This window comes from Planococcus halotolerans (assembly GCF_003289955.1).
Classification (GTDB): Bacteria; Bacillota; Bacilli; order Bacillales_A; family Planococcaceae; genus Planococcus; species Planococcus halotolerans.
The window spans coordinates 775,300-794,775 of the sequence record NZ_QLZR01000001.1 but is presented as its reverse complement, the minus strand read 5'-3'; the positions used below and the strand labels follow the sequence as shown (position 1 = coordinate 794,775).

The window sequence follows — 19,476 nt, the reverse complement described above, 5'->3', positions numbered from 1 at the left end:
ATGCGCGATTAAAAAAAATATGCGCGATTAAAAATCTTATGCGCGATTAAAAATTAATACGCGCGATTAGCTGGTACTTATGCACGTTCAACAAAACCCCCATGGAAATGCCAATATCCATCCACTCCATTTCCGGTTGTTGAATTCGAATAGCCTTTTATTGAAATAAAACAGGCAAGAACCTCAAGAAGGTCCCTGCCCTTTAGTGTACGCTTGTCATTTTTTCAGTTCAATTTTAACGTCTCCATTGATGTAGTTGGGGTAGGCGGCTAGATCAATTCTTACTGGGTTGACGTAGCCATTGTCAGTGAAACCAAAGTCGATCGACTGCACACCGTCATGTGGTGTGGATATTCCAGTGTGCTGAGTATCCATCGGTTCGCCGTTAGCGTCAGAAATTCTTCTGTCGATTCCATAATGGAGTTCCTGGTCTGTCTCCATTTTTAAATTCATTTGAAATCCGGTTCGACTCGAATCGATAAGCTCAAGTCTGCCATCTTGCGGACTATGGGACAATACATTCTTATCAGTGTCTACAAGGAAATAGGAGTCTTCAATATCCACTGCCTGCATCTTATTGATTCGCAGATAAAGCTCTTTCGGATTTTCAAAATAATTACTTTGAATGAAATAAATAATTTCTCCGTCGTCAATGTCACCTCGAGCAGAGATGCCGTTGGCGATGGAACTCCATACCTCGCCGTCTTCATTTTCCAGGCGGATATCTTCAAATTGCAGAATCTTTTTCGTGTTATCTGGATCGAATGAAATGAGAATTCCAACACGCAGCGGATGAACCTTCACTTCTTCAATGGTAAACTTCTGTCCTTCAACTATAACTTCCTTATTCATCTCATAAACGATGCTCGGTTTCACATTTTCCGGCACAGTAAACGGGACAGAGAAATCGATTTCATTGCCATCCAACTTAACTTGCAGACCTAGTGTGAAATCCAGGTTTTCAAACTTCACTGAGTCCTGGAAAGTAAAGCCAATTATATCGGAATAAATTTTCGGTGAATCCTGCTCGGCTAACGGAGAATGATAAGAGATACTGCCCGGTGGAATCTCTTGCTGATTTTCTAAAACCGGCATATTGATTTTAATATCTTCCAACGTCACTGCCGACTCAACCCTATAGAATATATTCATCCCGGACTCGTCCAAAATAACTCCTTCAATTGTTAAAGTTGTACTGCCGATTGTTTGTGATTCGCCGATTGGTTGGTAATACTCGTTTTCAAAAACAGCACTTAACCCCTTATCATTTTGTATCCGCTCTACAAACTTCTCCATTCCAGGAATCGACGCGACCGCATTAGCGAAAGCTGGCGACACACGAATTGATGTTATTAAAGTAAGTATAATCAACGCTGCCGCCGCCAAACTCCAAATCGTCCGCTTGCGCTTGGCATGCGTCTGCAGCTTTTCACGTTTTGCCCGTTCCAGTCCTTGCATGATTGCGCCATCCGCGCCTTCCAAAGGCAGAGGGACCTGTTCAAGGCGATCTTTGAAATCAGTCAATTTCTGTTCCTCTTTTTCATACATGGTCCATCTCTCCTTTGCCTTCAAAATGGCTGCGCAATGTCCGCAATGTTTTATGTAATCGTGATTTCACAGTGCCTTCGGGAATCTTCTCGAGTGCTGCAATATCTTTGATTTTGACGTCTTGGAAATACTTCATATAGATCAATTGCTGCTCGTTGGCCGACAAGGTGCTCAAGGCTTCCTGCAATTCCAGTTGGGTCAAATCGTCTGATACTGCAGAATCAGCTGACTTTCCATCTCTCACGTAACGTTTGTCTTTCTTCAATTGATCCTGGCAGTAGTTAATAGTGATGCGTATCAGCCAGGTCTTGGCATAGGCAGGTTCTTTCAAGGAACCGATTTTCCTGAATGCCCGGTAAGTGGTTTCTTGCAGGGCTTCGAGCGCGTCATGCTCATTTTTCAGGAAAGCCAAAGCCGTCCGCAACAAGGCTTCTTTATGTATTTGCATCAATGCGACAAAAGCTTCTTCATCACCTTTTATCGCTTTTCGGGCAACTTCAATATCGTCCACAGCCAACACCTCGTTTCTCTCTAGTTACACATTAGACACGGCAACGCCGGAAAAGTTCATTATGAAATGAAATATTTTATTTCCATAAAAAAATCCCGGCACCTGAACCGGGAAATTGCTAATCTTCTGCCCGGAAGCGCCGGGCTCTTTTTAAAATGAACCAATTCACGAACAGATAAATCGGATAAAGGAGAAGCACCAGTCCGTAGCTGAAAACCCAATGGATAGTCTCTTCCGCAGCATTCATGGTCATGGACTGGAACCAACCGAAAATCAGCATCAGGCTGAGCAGGCTGGCGATGAAAATGCTGATAAAACCGATCAAAAGATTCTCGGAAATTCTAGTGATAAACCAGGCAATCACCATACACAGGACAGCTGCAGCGGCAAGAAAGAAAATATATAAGTTCAAAACCGTATCTACATCCACCCGCATTCCTCCTAAAATCATTTTTAGAATCAGCAATTGGAATCAAATCTTTAATAAATCCATTTTACCTCATCTGTCAGTAAATAGGGGGGTGTAATTTCAAGCAAGTCAAAATGTTCCGAATTTCATTGTAATAGAGCAGCTTGAACGGTAATATTTACCTATACAAAGAGATTTGCTCAAGTGAGAGATTGCAACTGCGAGGCGTTTTCAATTTATGCCCAACTTTAGTCCAAATACGCCCAACTTCGAGTGGAATACGCCCAACTTTAGCCGAAATATGCCCAACTTCCACCAAAATACGCCCAACCCACAAAAATCCCAAAGAAAAGCCAACTGAAAACGAAGGAGCGAAACTTTATGAAACAAATTATCGCCATGGGCGGAGGCGGTTTCCTGATGGAACCGGAAAATCCTTTATTGGACCGTTATATCCTCAAGCAGGCAGGAAAAGAAAAGCCGAAAATCTGCTACGTTGGAACGGCAAGCGGCGACGCTGAAAGTTTGATCCAGAATTTCTATAAATTTTTCAATGAGGAATATTGCGAGCCGAGCCATCTGTCTTTATTTAAACCGCCGGTAAGAGATCTGGAAAGTTATGTTCTGGATAAGGACATCATTTATGTGGGCGGAGGCAACACGAAAAACCTGCTGGTCTTATGGAGAGAGTGGGGATTGGATGAAATTTTCCGCAAGGCGCTGGACCAGGGAATTGTATTGGCCGGCATCAGCGCGGGCTCAATCTGCTGGTTCGAGGAAGGCGTGACGGATTCCTACGGTGATAAGCTGGAGCCTTTGAAAGCGCTCGGCTTCCTAAGTGGCAGCAATTGTCCGCATTATGACGGCGAAGCCGAAAGAAGGCCGACGTATCGGAAGCTGGTGGACGATGCCATCCTGCAGCCGGGAATCGCCGCAGATGACGGAGCCGCCATTCACTATATTGATGGGAAAATAAAGAGGATTGTCAGTTCTCGGCCTGATGCAAAAGCGTATTTCGTCTCGCCAGGAAATGAAGAAGAGCTGGTGACTCATTATTTAGGCAATAAATAAGATAATTGACCAGAAAAGCTCCGGTTAACATGGAAGGAAGACAAACTATGCTTGAAGCATTTCCGGTTTACTCAGAAAAATTGAAGAATGAACGATTAATTCGAGTTTATACGCCACCAGCTTATCAGTACGAAAAGAAAAGCTACCCGGTCTTGTATATGCATGACGGCCAGAATGTTTTCAATGATGAAGATGCTATTGACGGCTCATCACTCCAGCTGGAAAAATATTTGAATGAAAATGAACTGGATATAATTGTGGTTGCTATCGATCAAAATAGTCTGGAACGGAAAGATGAATATTGTCCTTGGCCGAATAACGAATGCAGCCGTATATTATTGTCGGATGAATCGCTGTCGTTTGGCGGAATAGGGGACTTGTACAGCAGCTTTGTGGTGGAAGAGCTGAAACCATTGATTGACGGGAAGTACCGTACCCAGAAAAATTGGTCAGCGATGGCCGGTATTTCAATGGGAGGGCAGATCAGTCTCTATATCGCCTGTAAATATCCTCGCGTTTTTAAAGATCTAGTCTTGTTATCAAGCGCTTTTTATGCGAATCAGGAAGATATGGAGAATTTATTGAAATTAGCAGATTTGACCGGTATTAACACTTTTTATATGGACTGTGGAACTGATGAAGCAGGCGCCGGTACTTTCATCAGTAAAGAATTTCTGGCTTCCAACAAAACGATTTACAAGATTGTAAAGCAGAAAATACTACACGCTGCATTCGAAGCAATTGAAGGAAGTGAACATCACTATAAATTTTTTCAACAAAGGGTTCCGGCACTTTTTTCTTTCATGAACAGGGAAGAGGACACAGTGCAATTAAAAAGGAAATATGGTGATCGCAGAGGCTGGGGCAGACTTATTAAAAGAGAGTTTCGGCAAATGGAAATCCAGGATGGGAGTTTCACTGGAGATGTCACGCTGCTGACAATGAACAAAGTTTCAGCACCGGCGATATTCGACTATCCGGATAGAAAAGTATGCGTGGTGGACGATGGATATAGCTGGCTCCAGCATTTTCCGCTAAATGAACGTTTTTCGCTAACGACAGTATTTGATGAAAAGGGCGATGTTGTCCAATGGTATATCGATATTTGTTTGGCAAATGGCAATGAAAATGGCCGTCCCTGGATGGATGATTTGTTTCTGGATATAATTCTTTTGCCTAACGGAGATATTATTCAAAAAGATGCTGAAGAACTTGAAGTGGCCCTCTCAGAAGGAGTTATTACCGAAGAATTTTACCGAATTGCATGGGATGAGGCGAAACGAATAACGCTGCTTCTTGAACAGGATCGATTCGAATTGATTAAGAAAACAAAAGAGCACAGGCTGCTTATACTCGAACAGTAATCCAAAAGAAGGTGCAAACATGAAATTCACTTCAGAACCAATGACCGAAGAAGTCGCCAAGGAAATCCTGAACTGGCGTTATTCCTATCCCTACGACTTCTACAACAATACTGTAAACGACGAATCGATGAGTGAAATTCTCGATGGTACATACCGGGCAGTCCGCAACGAAGAAAGAGAGCTTTTCGGATTTTATTGCACCGGCAATTCCGCGCAGGTGCCTGCCGGCAGAATATCAGGCGTTTATCCGGCGGGCTATATCGACTTCGGGCTTGGCATGAAGCCGGCCGAGACTGGGCTTGGGCTGGGAAGCGAATTTTTCGCTTATATAAAGCGGGAAATTCTCGGACAGCAACCCGAGAAGCCGCTGCGGCTGACTGTGGCCACATTCAATAAACGCGCTATCCGCCTTTACGAAAAGTTCGGGTTCAAAAAGGAAGCTGAATTCAAGACGGACTTTGCCACGTTTTTGACGATGGTGGAAAAAGACTAAAACAAATGAGGCGGGACAGATGAGAATCACATTGCAGGAGGCAACGGAATCAGACACCGTAGCCATACACGAAATACAATTGGCGGCGTTTGCACCCCTGCTGGAAAAATACAGGGATTACGGCACAAGCCCGGCTACAGAGACGCTGGAGAAAACCGTCAACCGAATAAAAAATCCGAACAGCCATTATTATATGATACTAGCTGATGAAGAACTGGCCGGCGCCATTCATATTGTGCGCAAAGAAACGAATGGCAGCTTGTGGATCAGTCCGGTTTTTATTGGAACAGCCCATCAAGGGAAGGGCATCGCACAAACAGCCATGTTGATGGCGGAAGAGAGATTTGTCGACGACAAAGTATGGGAACTGTCGACGCTCGCTGAAGAAAAGGGGAATTGCCTTTTATATGAAAAGCTTGGATATCAGCGGACCGGCAAGGAACAAAAGATTAATGAACGGGCAACATTGGTGTATTACAAAAAGGAGCTGAATTAGATGATTGATTATGTCATTAAAGCGCCGAAAGGCTATCCGGATAAAATCGGTGAACTGGTCTCGATGCTTGAACACGCACGAGCCGTTACGCTTTGGGAAATTGGCGGATTGAATCAACAGCAACTGGATCATTTGGAGACGCGGCACAGCAACTCAATCGGTGCGCTGCTGATGCATATCGCTGCGATAGAAAAAGTGCATCAGGTGATATCGTTCGAGAAACGCGATTTTACCGAAGAGGAAATGGCGTATTGGGGTTCTGCGCTCGGCCTCGGGAACGAGGGACGGCGTGATATCAAGGACCAGCCGCTGGAATACTACCTCGAGGAATTGGCGGAAGTCCGTAAGGAGACATTGAAACAACTGAAGTCGAAGGATGAAGCTTGGCTGTTCGAAGAGAATACCTGGCCGAACGGCGTCGCCTATAATAATTATTACCTGTGGTTTCATGTGCTCGAAGACGAAATCAGCCACCGTGGACAGATTCGGATGCTGAAACGGGAAATGAAACATCGTTGAAATGGTAACAATAACGTATATGTAGTGTTGTGGAAAGAGAGATACAGGGGGAATTGGAATGAAGTTGTTCACGGCTATACTGCTAAGCACGATTCTTGGCTATTTATTATTGTTTTTCGGAGCTTTTGTCGGCGGTCTGCTGGCATTTGGGATTGTATTAGGTGTCTTAATAAGAGGGCTTATGTTGCTGAATGAAATCCATAAAATCGTAACTGGCAAGAAACCTAAAAAATCAGCGCTTGATGAGTACCTGGAAGAAAGAAACAGAAAAGAAAATGCAGCAGATTTTAAAGTGTGAAGAAACTTTTAAAAATGATTTTAGGGCCTGGCGGGATAGGGTAGAGTACCAGTAAAGAGCTGAAACTACTGAAGAGGAAGTGGACTTCAATGATTACGTTACGCTATTTCGAACAGGCTGATTTCAAGCAATTGATCGACTGGGTGGAGACGCCGGAGTTCATGCTCCAATGGGCGGGACCGAGCTTTGTCTTCCCGTTGAATGAATTTCAATTGAAAGAGTATATGAAAGACGCGAATAAGAAGGATTCTTCTTCTTATATTTATAGTGTGATCGACGACGAAACTAAAAAGCTGGTCGGTCATGTATCCTTGTCCCGCATTGACCGGAACAATCGATCGGCACGGATTGGACGTGTCATCTTAGGCGATCCGAACACAAAAGGCAAAGGGCTTTGCTGCCAAATGATCCAGCAAGTGCTGAAAATCGCTTTTGATGACCTTAAGCTGCACCGTGTCACGCTGGGAGTCTTTGATTTCAATAAAGCCGCCATCGCCTGCTATGAAAAAGCCGGTTTCCAGAAAGAAGGCTTAATGCGCGATCACCAAAAGTTTGGCGATGACTATTGGAGCCTTTGGGAAATGGGGATACTGGAAGACGAGTGGCGGAAAATTGCTGAAGACATGTGAAGAGTTATGAAAAAAGACGAAGCCGGGACTGTGGCTTCGTCTTTTTTGCGGCATTATTTAAGAGAATCCGTTACACCAGGATGAACCCAGTTCACCATTCTCCCTAATGGACGTAATTCTTTACAGCATTTTATCTACCAGGCTGATATTCATTTTCAGATAATCGGGCAGCTCCTTATGGACAAGGATTTCATCAGTGGTCATCCATAAAACTTCATCAACTTCATCAACACTTTTGGCAAAAGGCTCGCCAGTCCGGTGACGGCATATGAAGACGATGTCGATGACGTTCACCCCTGAACCCGTTACAAACGAAGAGCTGTTTACATATTTAAGGCCAGAAACTTCACAGCCGACTTCTTCGAAGATTTCCCGTTCCAAGGTTCTTTCAAGGATATCAGAAGAAAAGCCTTCGATATCACATTGGCCGCCGACCAGTGACAGGCTGCCGCCGGCATGTTCCTCTTTTTCACTTCGCCGGATCAACAACCATTTGCCATTTCGATGAATGGCGCCTTCCACATTTACTGCAAACATAAAAATAACCCCTTTTATCTCTAATTATCTAAGCTGAGTCTTCAATAACTCAAACTATTTCCCGGGAAATATTCCTCCGCCAAAAACTTATTTCATTTTTTCATACTCCTGCACCATTATATTATAATTCATAGCGCCGTAAGCGATATAGCTGATTTTCCCTTCGACATCTACCATGTATGACGTTGGGTAAGCCTTTACGTTATAAGCTGAAGAAATATCACCTTCTGTATCCATTAGAACCGGGAAAGTTAAACCCATCTCTTCAACAAAAGATGTCACACCATCTTCGCTTTTTTCCGTATCAGTCAAGTTGATGGCCAGAATTTCGATATCTTCGTTATCGTAAAGTTTTTGCATATCCGGCATTTCAGCGCGGCATGGCGGACACCAGGTAGCCCAGAAATTGACGAAGACGGTTTTGCCGCTGAAATCAGAAAGCCTTGCTTGTTCACCGTCCAGTGTTTCGAGCGTGAAATCGGGGGCAGTCTGGCCGACAGCGAGACCCACGTCAGCCGATTCGTTGGAAGTAACGGAAGAAGCAGTCTCACTTTGCTGGTTCGCGGATTCATTGCCGGACATGGTGAAATCGTAAATGGCCCATGCCAGCATGGCGCCAATTATGGTGAAGAATAAAGCTTTTTTCATGAAGATGCCTCCAAAATTTTAATGTGATTCGGATTCAGGTTGATCTGAAGGGCCATTGATAAGAAGCCCAAAACATGCGGCAAGAAACAGTGCCAGGAACCAAGGTTCCACGATATATCCGAAAATTGAAAGGTACGGCAGCATGAAGTTGATAGTAAAAAAGCCGACAGCCGCTGCCGTGAGCGCGCTGCTGAATTGATTCAGCGGATTCATCCGCCCCTGCAGAACATGGAATAATGCCAATAATAGACCAAAGACGACGAGGTAAGGCAGTGAAAAAGGATTTTCACGCCAAGTCATCTGGATGAATTCGTAAACAAATGAAGCAGCCAAAAATATCTGCAGAAATGTATGCGCCAGACGGCCACCTTCTATTTTTCCCTGTTTAGTTTTAACGTAGACAAGGATACCGGTAAAAATTGCCGCCAGATAAAAAGCTTCCGAATTGCTCGGATAAGCGAGGACTGCAAGCGGATCATGGACAAATAAAGGCAAATTCAAAAGGATTTTCGCGAGCCACAGAAACAGCATGAAGTTGATCAGCTGCGAAGTGATTTCATTGATTTGCTGTTTTCGCTGTTCTTTCGTCAGATTACTCATCAAATAGAAAGCCAGGAAAGCAAGAGCAAAACTGATTGCAATGATTAGAATGATGGTTAATTTACTGATGATAGCCATAAGAACCTCCAAAAATAGCTGCTATTATATACTATACAGGGTATAAGAAAATTTTTAAGTATATCTGCTTGTAAAGAAAAGGGGTTTCGGAAAGACTTCATTCCTACATAAAGCGGGGAATATTGTCAGACTATTGCAGCTTCTGCTATAGTGTGAATGAGGGCGGTATCCAAAGGGAACTGCACCGGCACACCAATCGCAAGTCTATAATTACATTCTGCCTTGATCAATCAATGACAGGGACGGAGGAAACCAGCTGATGAAAATCCTGTCCTTCTGTCCAATTTTGGAACAGAAGGCTTTTTATGTCCGGTTTTCTCCCTGAAAAGGAGAGAAAAATAATGAAGAACACAGCTACATTTACGAAAATGAAAAAAGAAGGCGAGAAAATAGCCATGCTGACGGCGTACGATTACCCGTCCGCTAAAATCGCAGAAGAAGCAGGTATGGATATCATCCTGGTCGGAGATTCGCTCGGGATGGTCGTTCTCGGCTACGACTCAACAGTTAAAGTGACGGTCGAAGATATGATTCATCACGGCAAAGCGGCCCGCCGCGGCGCGCAGGACACTTTTTTGGTGGTCGATATGCCATTCGCTTCATTCCACGGAGACATCGACCGCACATTGCAGACCGCCGTCCGTATTTTCCAGGAGACAGGCGCGGAGGCGCTGAAGCTCGAGGGAGCGGATGAAGTGACTGACGTCACCAGATTGCTGACGCGCACCGGCATTCCCGTTGTGGCGCATCTGGGTTTATTGCCGCAGACAGCCGGTGTGCTCGGTGGATTTAAAGTTCAGGGGAAGACTGCTGACGCGGCCAAAAAGCTGATTGAAGACGCGAAGGCCTGTGAAGCGGCGGGCGCGTTTATGCTGGTGCTGGAATGCATTCCGTATCAATTGGCCAAAGAGGTGACGGAAGCCGTATCGATTCCGGTCATCGGCATTGGTGCCGGCAGCGAAACAGACGGCCAGGTGCTCGTTTACCATGACACCGTCAAATACGGGTCGCATCATCTTCCGAAATTTGTCCGTTCTTATGCGGAAGCCGGGGACGTGATGAAAAATGGCTTGGGCGCTTATGTGGAGGATGTGAAGTCCGGCGCATTTCCGGCCGAAGAACACCGTTTCACGATGAAAGAAGAAGAACTTCAGCAATTATATGGCGGCAAATCCTGAAAAGCGACAAAATCCGGATTCCTGTAAAAGGAATCCGGATTTTTTTTATCAAGGAGGCACTACGGAAGATCAATCGATTATTAATGGTACTTCATGGCAGTATGGGCATTTCGCGTACATTTTTTCCTTTTCCAAGGTATAAATATAGGGTGCAGAATCGGTAAGCTCTCTATGGTCAGCCGGCGTTTGTTCAATGCCGCAGCGTTTTTCCTGATAAGTCAGTTCATGGATGAATTTTTTTGCGTGATCAATGATATAGGTCATAACCGGTCTTCCTTTCTTAGCTGATGGATTCAAGCGGCTCCAGCGCCTGCAGAGCAGCTGACAGGCGAGCAGCAAAATCTTTCGGGCATTCCATTGATTCGAGGTGCAAGCAGACGATATTCGGATTTGTCTCGCAGCGCTGCTTGAAATTGACTGGCAATGGTCTATAGAAACTGGACCAGGCAGCTGTGAATGCCGGCAATTCTTCAGGCAATAAAAGAATTTCCGCTATATTCATGGCATGGCCATTATCTTTCAATTTTTTGAAGGAGATATCCAACTCCAACATACAGGAAAAATTATTTTGGTCGGTATGGATATTCAATTGTCTTTTCTTTTTAACAAGGCAAGTTTCGCCAGTAACTTCCACTTCTGCGTCCAAAAGGGAAGCTACTTCGATTGCTGTTTCTTTTAATTGACTCATATTGTCCACTCCTTTACAGTTTTATCCAATTAAAGTCGCTAAAAAACGCCCAAAAGAATCCAATGATCCTTCCCGGCGTTGTCAACAGCACAAAAGTCTGTGTCATCCTGTCCGAAGTTCGCTGTTATTGAGTTCAATATATGCTAAACGTGAATAGGTAAAATAAGCAGAAACACTATTGGTTTTCTGTTCTATACTTCTATTGCCAACTTTGCTGTCCAAATAAACCTAAGTATAAGAAATAGAGTCTTAAGTCATATTAAAATTTTTACATAGTCAAACCGATTCCTTTAATTCAGGAACCGGTTTGCAGAAGGAAAAATCCTATTCATTTCCCGGCTCTTCCATTCCGGCTTCATCTTCTGTGCGGACAACGAGCACGTCGCATTTTGCATGGCGGACAATGCTCTGTGAGATGCTGCCCATGATGATGCGCTCAGCACCAGTCAGTCCGGTGGCTCCGCAGATGATTAAGTCGGCACCGGTCCGTTCAGCTATTTCCTTCGGTATGACAGATTTGACGACACCATATTCGACAATAACATTTACGGTTTCAACGCCTGCCGCTTCAGCTTCTTGCTTATGCTTTTCTAAAAGATCCCGGGCTTCAATTTTCGCGCGTTTCGCACTATTTTTGTCATACGCTTCGACCATGCCAAAAGAACGATTGTCGATAATATTGACCAAATTCAGCACAGCATTATTGCGCAAAGCGATGCCAACCGCTTTTTTATATGCCCATTCGGCTTGTCGTGAGCCATCCAAGGCTACCAGTATGTGAGAATATTTTAGAGTCATCATGATCTCCTCCTTAAATCTCTAGTCAATAACCAATTCTCTACACTGATTCAATCTTCCTTCTTTTCATGATAAATAGTTAACAAAAGATAAAGCTGATGGTTTTATTTTAATAGGAAATAAATACAAAAATTTTGCGTCAAAAAACTATTATTATGATATTCTTAATTTACGATAATTGAAGGAAAGTTGGAGCAATTTGACTAAGCGCAATACGGAAGTTGACATACATGAAGCCTTGTTGGAAGGCAGTGCCATCCGCCACACCAGCAGGAAATATACCAAAGGCAGCTACCTGTTTCGGGAAGGCGATCCGATCAGAGGGATTTACCTGGTGAAATCCGGGAAAGTCCAAATCGGGAAGGTGACACCTGAAGGCCGGGAATTGACTCTTAAAATTTGCGGAGAAAATCAGATGGTCGGAGAAATTACGGTATTTTCCGGACCCTCCAAGTACCGGCTGGATGCCAAAGCTGTTGAAGATACCGAATGCCTCAAAATCACGATTGAAGATTTGGAAGAGGCTTTGCAGCGGGATCAGCAATTGGCCATGGCATTTATGCGCTGGACGGGAATCGACCAGCAAAAGACCCAGACGAAATTCCGCGATCTTTTGCTGCACGGCAAAAAAGGTGCACTGTACTCGACCCTGATCCGACTCAGCAACAGCTATGGTGAAAGCCATCCGGACGGTGTCCTCATCAATATGGTGCTGACCAACCAGGAGCTGGCCAATTTCTGCGGCATGACGCGCGAAGTGGTGAACCGGATGCTGAGCGATTTGAAAAAAGACGGCGTGGTTTCGATGAAAGACGGCAAACTCATCATCCACCAGATTCCAAGACTGAAAGATGAGATCAATTGTGAAGAATGTCCGATTTATTTATGCAAAATCGATTAAGAAGCTGAACCGGAAACGGGGAAGCTTCTTTTTTTTTGCGGAAAAATTTGGTTGCGTGCGATAAAGAATGGTTTGCGTGCGATTAAAACAGGATGCGTGCGATAAAGGGAACCTTGCGAGCGATTAAATCAAAATGCGCGCGATAAAAAGCAATTTGCGTGCGTTCAGGTACATCGGCCGAATGCTGCGTATTCATCTCCAAGTTTTTGTCCGAAATTTGACAGCTTCATTAAAAAACTGTCCAGGTGTGATATTTATCACAATGCCTCGGCGCGGAAAAGCATAAGCTGACAATATAAAACGAATGACGTAAGAGGTGAAAGTAAATGAGCAAAAATAATGAGCACGATGGACTGGATTTACGGGGGACACTGGCCAGTGTAATGGTTGTGGGTGTCATCATCGTCGTGATGTGGGTTGTTGTTTATATGATGTATTTGGGCAGATAGAGATAGAACTAGAGGGGAGAAAATTTTAATGCATTTTCATAAGTTTGAAAAGATTTGGCTGATTTTCGGAATCATATCTTTAATTGTATTTTTAAGCATTGTTGGCGTTACCGCTTTTTCGCATGATCACCACCCGTCAGGCGGGATGGACACAATTGATCCGGAAAAAATTGAACAGACTGCGCCTTTTGATAATCCGGGTGTGACGCAGATTGATGACGATACTTACCAGGTAGCGATTGTCGCCATGGCTTTCGGTTACACGGCGCCGGAACTCCGGGTGCCGGCAGGAAAAGAAATCATTTTTAAAGTGACAAGCAAGGACGTCGTCCACAGTTTCACAATCGACGACACGAAAGTGAACATGATGGTCGTTCCGGGACAGATTACAACCCGTGCCTACACTTTCGAGAAGCCCGGCAAGTATTTAATTCTCTGCAATGAATACTGTGGAACGGGCCACCATTTTATGTTTACAGAAATTGAGGTGTACTAAACATGATCGCTCTGCAAGATCGTAAATTGGCATTATGGTATATCGCCGTTGCCTACATCGCCTTCCTGATTGGAACGCTGATGGGGCTGCTGCAAGTCTTTATCCGAAACGACAAACTTCAACTGCCTGCATGGCTTGATTATTATCAAATTCTAACGGCACACGGTGTGCTGCTCGCACTTATCTATACAACTTTTTTCATCTTCGCTTTCTTTGTGACGGGCATGAGCAAGAGCATTGGAACATTCGGTCCAAAAGTAAGACTCTTTTCATGGATCGGTTTTTGGGTAACGCTGATCGGTACCGTACTGGCGACTGCCATGATCGTTGCTGGCGAAGCATCGGTCCTCTACACTTTCTACGCGCCGCTTATGGCAAGCGGCTGGTATTACGTCGGCCTTGCGTTATTCGTAGTCGGCACATGGATTTCAAGTTTTGCATTGATCGGCCATTACCGCGTATGGCGCAAGAACAATAAAGGCGAATTGAGCCCGCTATTCGCATTCATGACAATCACGACCATCGTACTTTGGCTGATCGCTTGCCTGGGTGTTGTCGCAACTGTGCTGTTCCAATACATTCCGTGGGCTTTCGGCTGGTCAGATACGATCAATGTTGAATTAAGCCGTTCATTGTTCTGGTTTTTCGGCCATCCACTTGTGTATTTCTGGCTGTTGCCGGCATACATCGCCTGGTATGTCATCGTACCGAAAATCCTGGGTGTCAAAGTTTTCAGTGACTCATTAGCCCGTTTGGCGTTTGTACTGTTCATCCTGTTCTCGATTCCGGTCGGTTTCCACCATCAATTAACAGAACCGGGCATCTCGAACTTCTGGAAATTCCTGCAGGTCGTCTTAACGTTCATGGTCATCATTCCATCACTTATGACAGCCTTCACCATGTTCGCGAACTTTGAAATTTCAGGACGCAAAAAAGGCGCAACCGGCCTGTTCGGCTGGTTCAAGAAATTGCCTTGGAAAGATGTCCGCTTCACATCCATCTTCATCGCGATGGCCTTCTTCATTCCCGGCGGAGCGGGCGGTATCATCAACGCAAGCTTCCAATTGAACGAAGTTGTCCATAACACGCTTTGGATTGTCGGACACTTCCATATCACGGTCGGCACACCGGTCGCGATGACATTCATGGGTCTCACTTTCTGGCTCATTCCATATCTGACGGGCCGTAAATTCACTAAATCAATGCAGATATTAGCTTTTGTCCAAATTATCACCTGGTCGATCGGCATGCTGCTGATGTCGACTGCCCAGCATATTCTCGGCTTGCTCGGTGCACCGCGCCGGACTGCATACTCGAATTACAATAACCATCCGAGCGCCATGGAATGGTTCGACGGAATTCTGACAAGCCACGTAACAATGGCAGTCGGAGGAAGCATCCTGTTCCTGTCCGCCATGATATTGATCTACATTGTCGTCATGTCGATGTTCCTGTCACCGAAAGCAGTGAAAGTGGAAGACCAGGTCGAATTTCCGATGGCCGAAAGCGACAAGACGCATACGCCGAAATGGCTTGAAAACTGGTGGATTTGGATCGGCATCGCTTTTGCCCTGATCATCATCGCCTACGCGATTCCGCTTTCTTCCATGATCATGCACGCACCACCTGGTTCAGAAGGATTCAAAACTTGGTAGGAGTTGAATAATTATGTTCACAATGGTCATTTCCCTGATGCTGATCTTCATCCTCTTCACAGCAATATTGGTCGAAACAAGCGTTTCTGACGAGGAATAAAGAGAAATAGTGGAGTTAAAGAGCCAGCTGTCTGCGGACAGCTGGCTTTTTGGTGTGTGGCTTAGGTTTTGAACGGAAATTTGGGCAAAAGATACGGGTTTTTATAGAAGAATAGCCTGAGGGAAGAGGTTTCTTGCTGCATCTTGGCAGTTATGTGCGGTGAGGAACATTTGTGTGCGGAAAAGAAGTTTTATGTGCGGTGGCAGGAAAATATGTGCGCAGTGCTAATTTTACGAGATTTTCACCATATACATGTGCTCCGATATTCAGCTACTCTCAGATTCCAGATCCACCACACCCAAAACCCAAGAACAACAGCGGATGTTTTTCGCCGCGCGAAAAACTCCAATCCCTTAAAGGAAGGCTTCGCGTCCGCGAAGCCTTTTTCATCTAAAAGGGCTTATGGAGCAAAGAAAATCTCACCCTTAAGAAGTTGGGAGAGGAAGAGCAATTAGTTTTTCCTGGAATTCGACTGATCGCCATCTACTATAGAAGATAAATTCATGAGAATAGTAATGTTTAAGCTGATTTTATTCCTGCAGGCTGAAATTTGAGGTAAGTACGTCTTAAAGGAAGGATATGCGGACGCGAAGCCTCTCCCATCTATTAAATCCTTCACCCAAACAAAAAAGAGCAAACACCCAAAGGTGCTTGCTCTTCTATATTAGTTGATGTAATTCATTGGGTTGACTGCGTTTGTGCGCGAGCCATTCCATGGGCCTACGTGTACTTCAAAGTGAAGGTGAGGACCGCTTGAGCGTCCTGTGCTGCCCATTGCGCCGATACGGCCGCCTTGAGAGACATATGATCCTACTCCAACAGAAATGGAATTCAAGTGAGCATAAACAGTTGAATGTTCTTTGCCGTTGATGGAATGCGTCATCATAACGACATTACCGTAAGATCCCATTGATCCTGCATACGTCACATAACCCGAAGCTGCTGCGCTGATTGTTGTTCCAGTACCGTTGGCGATATCAATACCGTAGTGGAACTCTCTTGCTCCGAAGATTGTACGGTAGCCGTAAGGTGATGAAATACGGCCGGATGCCGGACGGATAAATCCTGAGCTTACTGCTTCTGCAGGTGCTGAAACAACTGGTGCAGGGGCGCTTACTTTTTCTTTCGCAGCTGACTCGCGTTTCGCTGCTGCTTCACGTTCGTTTGCTGCCTGACGCTCAGCTTCGCTTTTCGCTGCTGCGCGTTCTGCTGCTGCACGCTCTTCGGCTGCTTTATCAGCTGCCGCGCGTTCTGCCGCTGCTTTCTCGGCTGCCGCTTTTTCAGCCGCTGCACGTTCTGCCGCTGCTTTTTCAGCTGCCGCACGCTCAGCTGCTAATTTAGCCTGGCGCTCTTCTTCAGCTTTACGTGCCATTTCAGCAAGACGGGCTTGTTCGGCAACGATTTGGTTTTCCAATTCTGCGCTGACTTCAATAACGTCGGCGTATTCTTCAGTCATTTCGCCTTTTTCGCTTTCAAGGCGTTTTTGTTCTGCTTTCAACTCTTCAGCAAGTACTCCCTGCTGTTTTTTCTGGCTGTCAAGATCGGATTTCAAGCTTTTCAGTTCAGCATTGCGAGCTTCCTGCTGCGCAAGTTTTGATTCGACAGAAGCTTTCTGTTCTGCCAGCAATTCTTTATCCGCTGCCTGTTCGCGCATGATTTCGCGGTCAGCATCGATCAATGTGCTGACTGCAGAGAAACGGTCGATAAAATCAACAAAGCTGTTGGCGCCAAGAAGGACGTCGATGTAGTCAACAGATCCGCCGCTCAACTGGATTGCGCGCGCGCGTTCCTGAAGCAATGCAGTGCGTTCTTCAATTTTAATTTTCAATTCTTCGATTGATTTTCTCAACTCTTCGATTTCAGCTTTTGTTTTATCGATATCGGCCTGGACACTGTTGATCTTGCCTTCAGTTTCCTCGACTTTATTGTTCAATTCCTGGATTTTCCCAAGGATTGTTTCCAATGTGGATTTCGTAACTTTGATTTCTTTGTCTTTTTCCTGAATGCCTGAGTTCAATTCTTCTTTTTTCTGCTCAGCTTCCTGTTGTTGCTGTTCAAGCTTGTTTAACGTATTGGCATTAATATCGGCAGTTGGCAATAAAATTGAGATGGCTAGTAATGATGAAATCCCAGACAACATCCATTTCGACTTCAAGTTCAAGTTGTTTTTCCCCTTTCGAATTTCCGGTCTCTTTCTATCGTTTCTATATATACTGTCAAATAGTTTTGTTGGATAAAATTATGATGCTGTATAATTGCAGCAAGTTCAGTATAACAGCTCTAAACCTAATTTATATTACAGTTGTATATCATTTTCAGCGCCACTTTGGTAATTTTTATAGGCAGGAAGGCATAATTCCGTTCTTGTGTAAAATAAAATCAGAATACCCTGTGCCAAAAGTTGCTCATCCTCATTAAATTGGTGAAAAATCTGATAAATCACTTCAGTTAAGGCAGTAATAGTAAGGGTTTGCCGCTTTATTCCAAATAAATGATTTCAGCTGAGCAAATTGAAAGCGGATAGGAATCCCAGTAGAATAAATTCAACTGACTGAGCTGCTAAGGGAAAGCGGTAAAAATAGCGGGTAAATCTTCCTGCATTTAATTGAAATAAAACAGTAATAAAAAAAGAGTGGGACAGATTTAAACTCTTAAAAAATGTCGGGGTAAAACTTATCTGAGGATAATGATTCTAGGAAGTGTTGGGGAACTGACTCGAAATTTCTTGCGCAGCATGGGCTGGACGGTGTGCCAAATGGGCGTCCCCCGTGCTATAATGCAAGGTAGTAATGGAGTGATGGAAATGGCAAAAGAAAAGAAAAAAAGCGGCACCAACCAGGGAACTGGCAAAAAAGGCTGGAATCGCTGGAAAGCGGGATCCAATAAAGCCAAGAGCTTTAAGCCGTACACTAGCAAAAACAACAAGAAATCCAGTGACAATAAATCAGGTGAAAAAACGAGCGCTGATGAACCCGGCTGGATTGATGGTTAATGTTAATAGAAGAAATGCTGAAGCTGTCCTGAAAAGGGCGGCTTTTTCTATTTCTTCTTCTTTTATCTGTAAATCTCCTTCTTTTGTACCAAAAAATGTTGCTTCTATGTAAATCGAATGGAATGATATGGATATATACAGAAACGGCAGGAGGACTAAGAGATGACAAATGAAGAAAAAAATTTGCAGCGTGACAGTCAATTACCCGAAGTGAGGCGTCAGTTGTTGGACCGAATTCGGCAGGATCTCGAGCAGGATTCTGATGTACTTGCAATTTATCTGGCCGGCTCCCTCGCTAAGGGGAATGCGGACAGCTACTCGGACATAGACCTTCATACCGTCGTGAAACCCGAAAAGCTGGAAGGTTTTATTGCCGATAAGTTCGGACGTGCAGGGAAGTGGGGCAATGTGCTGTTTTTTGAAGGAATTGCGGCGTCGCCCGTGATTGTCAGCCATTACGACTGCTTTGTTAAAGTTGATTCCTGGTACCACACCGCCGACGATCTCAAACCGTCGATTTGGATGAAAGGTATGAAGATCCTCTATGATCCGCATAGCATTCTTGAGCCGATCCGTCAGCTGTCGGAAGAGGCCGTCTACAAAATCACGCCTGCGGAAGTGGAATTCTGGCGCACGAAGATGCTGGCGTTCATCCATGAAACTTACCGCGCAGCCAGAAGGGGCGAACCTTATTACGCGCTTGCCAATCTCGACAGCGTCCGCTGGCTCACAGCATACGGCTGGTATATGGAAATGGGACGGCATCTCGACAGTCCCTATCAGGTTTGGTCGAAAATCGAAGGGTCGAGGAGCCGCCTAACTGAAGACCAGCTGGAGCGCTTGGCCAGTTGGGAAGCGGGCCGTCATCCGAGCAGTATATTGACGGCGCTCGAAAGCATATCGACGGAATTCACCCGGCTCAATAAAACAATGAGCGAGCGGGTTGGAATGGATGATAACAGTGAAATAGTGAGCCGGGCACTGGCTTTGGTGCTGTAGAGGAGGAAGGAATATTGGA

General features: G+C 44.8%; 24 protein-coding genes. 14 read left to right on the top strand and 10 right to left on the bottom strand.

The window, feature by feature from the left end; genetic code table 11:
* Positions 1 to 216: 216 nt before the first annotated feature.
* The 3 genes from DP120_RS03950 to DP120_RS03940 all read right to left on the bottom strand — a co-directional run bounded on the left by DP120_RS03950 (position 217) and on the right by DP120_RS03940 (position 2,489).
* Positions 217 to 1,548 carry a DUF4179 domain-containing protein gene (locus tag DP120_RS03950; RefSeq protein WP_112222001.1) on the bottom strand — a complete coding sequence of 444 codons (1,332 nt, stop codon included), beginning with the start codon at positions 1,546 to 1,548 and terminating at the stop codon, positions 217 to 219.
* Positions 1,541 to 2,059, bottom strand: a complete 519-nt coding sequence (locus DP120_RS03945) for a sigma-70 family RNA polymerase sigma factor (RefSeq protein ID WP_112222340.1) — start codon at positions 2,057 to 2,059, stop codon at positions 1,541 to 1,543. The genes DP120_RS03950 and DP120_RS03945 overlap by 8 nt, the downstream gene beginning before the upstream one ends.
* A 118-nt stretch (positions 2,060 to 2,177) precedes the next feature.
* Entirely contained in the window at positions 2,178 to 2,489 is a 312-nt protein-coding gene (locus DP120_RS03940) for a hypothetical protein (protein ID WP_112221999.1), read from the bottom strand.
* 360 nt (positions 2,490 to 2,849) lie between these two features.
* On the opposite strand from DP120_RS03940, the gene DP120_RS03935 reads away from it, so the two are divergent.
* The 7 genes from DP120_RS03935 to DP120_RS03905 all read left to right on the top strand — a co-directional run bounded on the left by DP120_RS03935 (position 2,850) and on the right by DP120_RS03905 (position 7,338).
* On the top strand, positions 2,850 to 3,539 hold the full coding sequence (locus tag DP120_RS03935; RefSeq protein ID WP_112221997.1) for a Type 1 glutamine amidotransferase-like domain-containing protein: 690 nt from the start codon (positions 2,850 to 2,852) through the stop codon (positions 3,537 to 3,539).
* Positions 3,540 to 3,586: 47 nt separating this feature from the next.
* Complete coding sequence (locus DP120_RS18650) at positions 3,587 to 4,903, top strand: alpha/beta hydrolase-fold protein (protein ID WP_240611961.1); 1,317 nt, start codon at positions 3,587 to 3,589, stop codon at positions 4,901 to 4,903.
* Positions 4,904 to 4,922: 19 nt separating this feature from the next.
* Positions 4,923 to 5,396 carry a GNAT family N-acetyltransferase gene (locus DP120_RS03920; RefSeq protein ID WP_112221995.1) on the top strand — a complete coding sequence of 158 codons (474 nt, stop codon included), beginning with the start codon at positions 4,923 to 4,925 and terminating at the stop codon, positions 5,394 to 5,396.
* A 19-nt stretch (positions 5,397 to 5,415) separates the two neighbouring features.
* Complete coding sequence (locus DP120_RS18580; RefSeq protein ID WP_205854498.1) at positions 5,416 to 5,892, top strand: GNAT family N-acetyltransferase; 477 nt, start codon at positions 5,416 to 5,418, stop codon at positions 5,890 to 5,892.
* Positions 5,893 to 6,411: a DinB family protein gene (locus DP120_RS18575; protein WP_205854497.1), complete on the top strand. Its 519-nt coding sequence runs from the start codon at positions 5,893 to 5,895 to the stop codon at positions 6,409 to 6,411. It abuts the gene before it with no gap.
* 58 nt (positions 6,412 to 6,469) lie between these two features.
* On the top strand, positions 6,470 to 6,709 hold the full coding sequence (locus tag DP120_RS03910; RefSeq protein WP_112221993.1) for a hypothetical protein: 240 nt from the start codon (positions 6,470 to 6,472) through the stop codon (positions 6,707 to 6,709).
* A gap of 89 nt (positions 6,710 to 6,798) precedes the next feature.
* Positions 6,799 to 7,338, top strand: a complete 540-nt coding sequence (locus DP120_RS03905; RefSeq protein WP_112221991.1) for a GNAT family N-acetyltransferase — start codon at positions 6,799 to 6,801, stop codon at positions 7,336 to 7,338.
* 120 nt (positions 7,339 to 7,458) lie between these two features.
* Here DP120_RS03905 and DP120_RS03900 read toward each other — a convergent pair whose 3' ends face one another.
* The 3 genes from DP120_RS03900 to DP120_RS18570 all read right to left on the bottom strand — a co-directional run bounded on the left by DP120_RS03900 (position 7,459) and on the right by DP120_RS18570 (position 9,201).
* Complete coding sequence (locus tag DP120_RS03900; RefSeq protein WP_112221989.1) at positions 7,459 to 7,875, bottom strand: NUDIX hydrolase; 417 nt, start codon at positions 7,873 to 7,875, stop codon at positions 7,459 to 7,461.
* A gap of 87 nt (positions 7,876 to 7,962) precedes the next feature.
* Positions 7,963 to 8,523 (bottom strand): TlpA family protein disulfide reductase, encoded by a 561-nt coding sequence (locus DP120_RS03895; RefSeq protein ID WP_112221987.1) that lies wholly within the window; start codon positions 8,521 to 8,523, stop codon positions 7,963 to 7,965.
* An 18-nt stretch (positions 8,524 to 8,541) separates the two neighbouring features.
* Positions 8,542 to 9,201: a hypothetical protein gene (locus DP120_RS18570; RefSeq protein ID WP_205854496.1), complete on the bottom strand. Its 660-nt coding sequence runs from the start codon at positions 9,199 to 9,201 to the stop codon at positions 8,542 to 8,544.
* Between the two features lie 341 nt (positions 9,202 to 9,542).
* Between DP120_RS18570 and panB the strand changes: the two genes are divergently transcribed.
* On the top strand, positions 9,543 to 10,379 hold the full coding sequence (panB, locus tag DP120_RS03885) for a 3-methyl-2-oxobutanoate hydroxymethyltransferase (RefSeq protein ID WP_112221985.1): 837 nt from the start codon (positions 9,543 to 9,545) through the stop codon (positions 10,377 to 10,379).
* A gap of 69 nt (positions 10,380 to 10,448) precedes the next feature.
* Here panB and DP120_RS03880 read toward each other — a convergent pair whose 3' ends face one another.
* The 3 genes from DP120_RS03880 to DP120_RS03870 all read right to left on the bottom strand — a co-directional run bounded on the left by DP120_RS03880 (position 10,449) and on the right by DP120_RS03870 (position 11,865).
* Complete coding sequence (locus DP120_RS03880; protein ID WP_112221983.1) at positions 10,449 to 10,643, bottom strand: hypothetical protein; 195 nt, start codon at positions 10,641 to 10,643, stop codon at positions 10,449 to 10,451.
* 16 nt (positions 10,644 to 10,659) lie between these two features.
* Positions 10,660 to 11,067: a DUF1259 domain-containing protein gene (locus tag DP120_RS03875; protein ID WP_112221981.1), complete on the bottom strand. Its 408-nt coding sequence runs from the start codon at positions 11,065 to 11,067 to the stop codon at positions 10,660 to 10,662.
* Positions 11,068 to 11,391: 324 nt separating this feature from the next.
* Positions 11,392 to 11,865, bottom strand: a complete 474-nt coding sequence (locus DP120_RS03870; RefSeq protein WP_112221979.1) for a universal stress protein — start codon at positions 11,863 to 11,865, stop codon at positions 11,392 to 11,394.
* Between the two features lie 199 nt (positions 11,866 to 12,064).
* On the opposite strand from DP120_RS03870, the gene DP120_RS03865 reads away from it, so the two are divergent.
* From DP120_RS03865 to DP120_RS03850, 4 genes are all read left to right on the top strand, one after another.
* Positions 12,065 to 12,766: a Crp/Fnr family transcriptional regulator gene (locus tag DP120_RS03865; RefSeq protein WP_112221977.1), complete on the top strand. Its 702-nt coding sequence runs from the start codon at positions 12,065 to 12,067 to the stop codon at positions 12,764 to 12,766.
* A 326-nt stretch (positions 12,767 to 13,092) separates the two neighbouring features.
* Positions 13,093 to 13,215, top strand: coding sequence for a cytochrome C oxidase subunit II (locus DP120_RS03860; RefSeq protein ID WP_112221975.1), 123 nt, complete (start codon positions 13,093 to 13,095; stop codon positions 13,213 to 13,215).
* 28 nt (positions 13,216 to 13,243) lie between these two features.
* Entirely contained in the window at positions 13,244 to 13,711 is a 468-nt protein-coding gene (locus DP120_RS03855) for a cytochrome c oxidase subunit II (RefSeq protein WP_112221973.1), read from the top strand.
* Between the two features lie 2 nt (positions 13,712 to 13,713).
* Positions 13,714 to 15,366 (top strand): b(o/a)3-type cytochrome-c oxidase subunit 1, encoded by a 1,653-nt coding sequence (locus tag DP120_RS03850; protein ID WP_112221971.1) that lies wholly within the window; start codon positions 13,714 to 13,716, stop codon positions 15,364 to 15,366.
* Between the two features lie 764 nt (positions 15,367 to 16,130).
* Here the strand turns inward: DP120_RS03850 and DP120_RS03840 are convergent.
* On the bottom strand, positions 16,131 to 17,627 hold the full coding sequence (locus DP120_RS03840; protein ID WP_112221967.1) for a murein hydrolase activator EnvC family protein: 1,497 nt from the start codon (positions 17,625 to 17,627) through the stop codon (positions 16,131 to 16,133).
* A 642-nt stretch (positions 17,628 to 18,269) separates the two neighbouring features.
* Between DP120_RS03840 and DP120_RS03835 the strand changes: the two genes are divergently transcribed.
* Together DP120_RS03835 and DP120_RS03830 are read left to right on the top strand one after the other, a co-directional pair.
* Positions 18,270 to 18,458 (top strand): DUF3934 domain-containing protein, encoded by a 189-nt coding sequence (locus DP120_RS03835; RefSeq protein WP_233786042.1) that lies wholly within the window; start codon positions 18,270 to 18,272, stop codon positions 18,456 to 18,458.
* A gap of 225 nt (positions 18,459 to 18,683) precedes the next feature.
* On the top strand, positions 18,684 to 19,457 hold the full coding sequence (locus DP120_RS03830) for a nucleotidyltransferase domain-containing protein (protein WP_240611960.1): 774 nt from the start codon (positions 18,684 to 18,686) through the stop codon (positions 19,455 to 19,457).
* Positions 19,458 to 19,476 lie beyond the last annotated feature (19 nt).

Bases quoted from the DNA above. Each gene is read 5' to 3' on its own strand.
- DP120_RS03870 (WP_112221979.1), bottom strand. From the start codon at position 11,865: ATGACTCTAAAATATTCTCACATACTGGTAGCCTTGGATGGCTCACGA.
- DP120_RS03880 (WP_112221983.1), bottom strand. From the start codon at position 10,643: ATGACCTATATCATTGATCACGCAAAAAAATTCATCCATGAACTGACT.
- DP120_RS03895 (WP_112221987.1), bottom strand. From the start codon at position 8,523: ATGAAAAAAGCTTTATTCTTCACCATAATTGGCGCCATGCTGGCATGG.
- DP120_RS03875 (WP_112221981.1), bottom strand. From the start codon at position 11,067: ATGAGTCAATTAAAAGAAACAGCAATCGAAGTAGCTTCCCTTTTGGAC.
- panB (WP_112221985.1), top strand. From the start codon at position 9,543: ATGAAGAACACAGCTACATTTACGAAAATGAAAAAAGAAGGCGAGAAA.
- DP120_RS03860 (WP_112221975.1), top strand. From the start codon at position 13,093: ATGAGCAAAAATAATGAGCACGATGGACTGGATTTACGGGGGACACTG.
- DP120_RS18570 (WP_205854496.1), bottom strand. From the start codon at position 9,201: ATGGCTATCATCAGTAAATTAACCATCATTCTAATCATTGCAATCAGT.
- DP120_RS03950 (WP_112222001.1), bottom strand. From the start codon at position 1,548: ATGTATGAAAAAGAGGAACAGAAATTGACTGATTTCAAAGATCGCCTT.
- DP120_RS03850 (WP_112221971.1), top strand. From the start codon at position 13,714: ATGATCGCTCTGCAAGATCGTAAATTGGCATTATGGTATATCGCCGTT.
- DP120_RS03900 (WP_112221989.1), bottom strand. From the start codon at position 7,875: ATGTTTGCAGTAAATGTGGAAGGCGCCATTCATCGAAATGGCAAATGG.
- DP120_RS03905 (WP_112221991.1), top strand. From the start codon at position 6,799: ATGATTACGTTACGCTATTTCGAACAGGCTGATTTCAAGCAATTGATC.
- DP120_RS03835 (WP_233786042.1), top strand. From the start codon at position 18,270: ATGGCAAAAGAAAAGAAAAAAAGCGGCACCAACCAGGGAACTGGCAAA.
- DP120_RS03855 (WP_112221973.1), top strand. From the start codon at position 13,244: ATGCATTTTCATAAGTTTGAAAAGATTTGGCTGATTTTCGGAATCATA.
- DP120_RS18580 (WP_205854498.1), top strand. From the start codon at position 5,416: ATGAGAATCACATTGCAGGAGGCAACGGAATCAGACACCGTAGCCATA.
- DP120_RS03935 (WP_112221997.1), top strand. From the start codon at position 2,850: ATGAAACAAATTATCGCCATGGGCGGAGGCGGTTTCCTGATGGAACCG.
- DP120_RS18650 (WP_240611961.1), top strand. From the start codon at position 3,587: ATGCTTGAAGCATTTCCGGTTTACTCAGAAAAATTGAAGAATGAACGA.
- DP120_RS03910 (WP_112221993.1), top strand. From the start codon at position 6,470: ATGAAGTTGTTCACGGCTATACTGCTAAGCACGATTCTTGGCTATTTA.
- DP120_RS03920 (WP_112221995.1), top strand. From the start codon at position 4,923: ATGAAATTCACTTCAGAACCAATGACCGAAGAAGTCGCCAAGGAAATC.
- DP120_RS18575 (WP_205854497.1), top strand. From the start codon at position 5,893: ATGATTGATTATGTCATTAAAGCGCCGAAAGGCTATCCGGATAAAATC.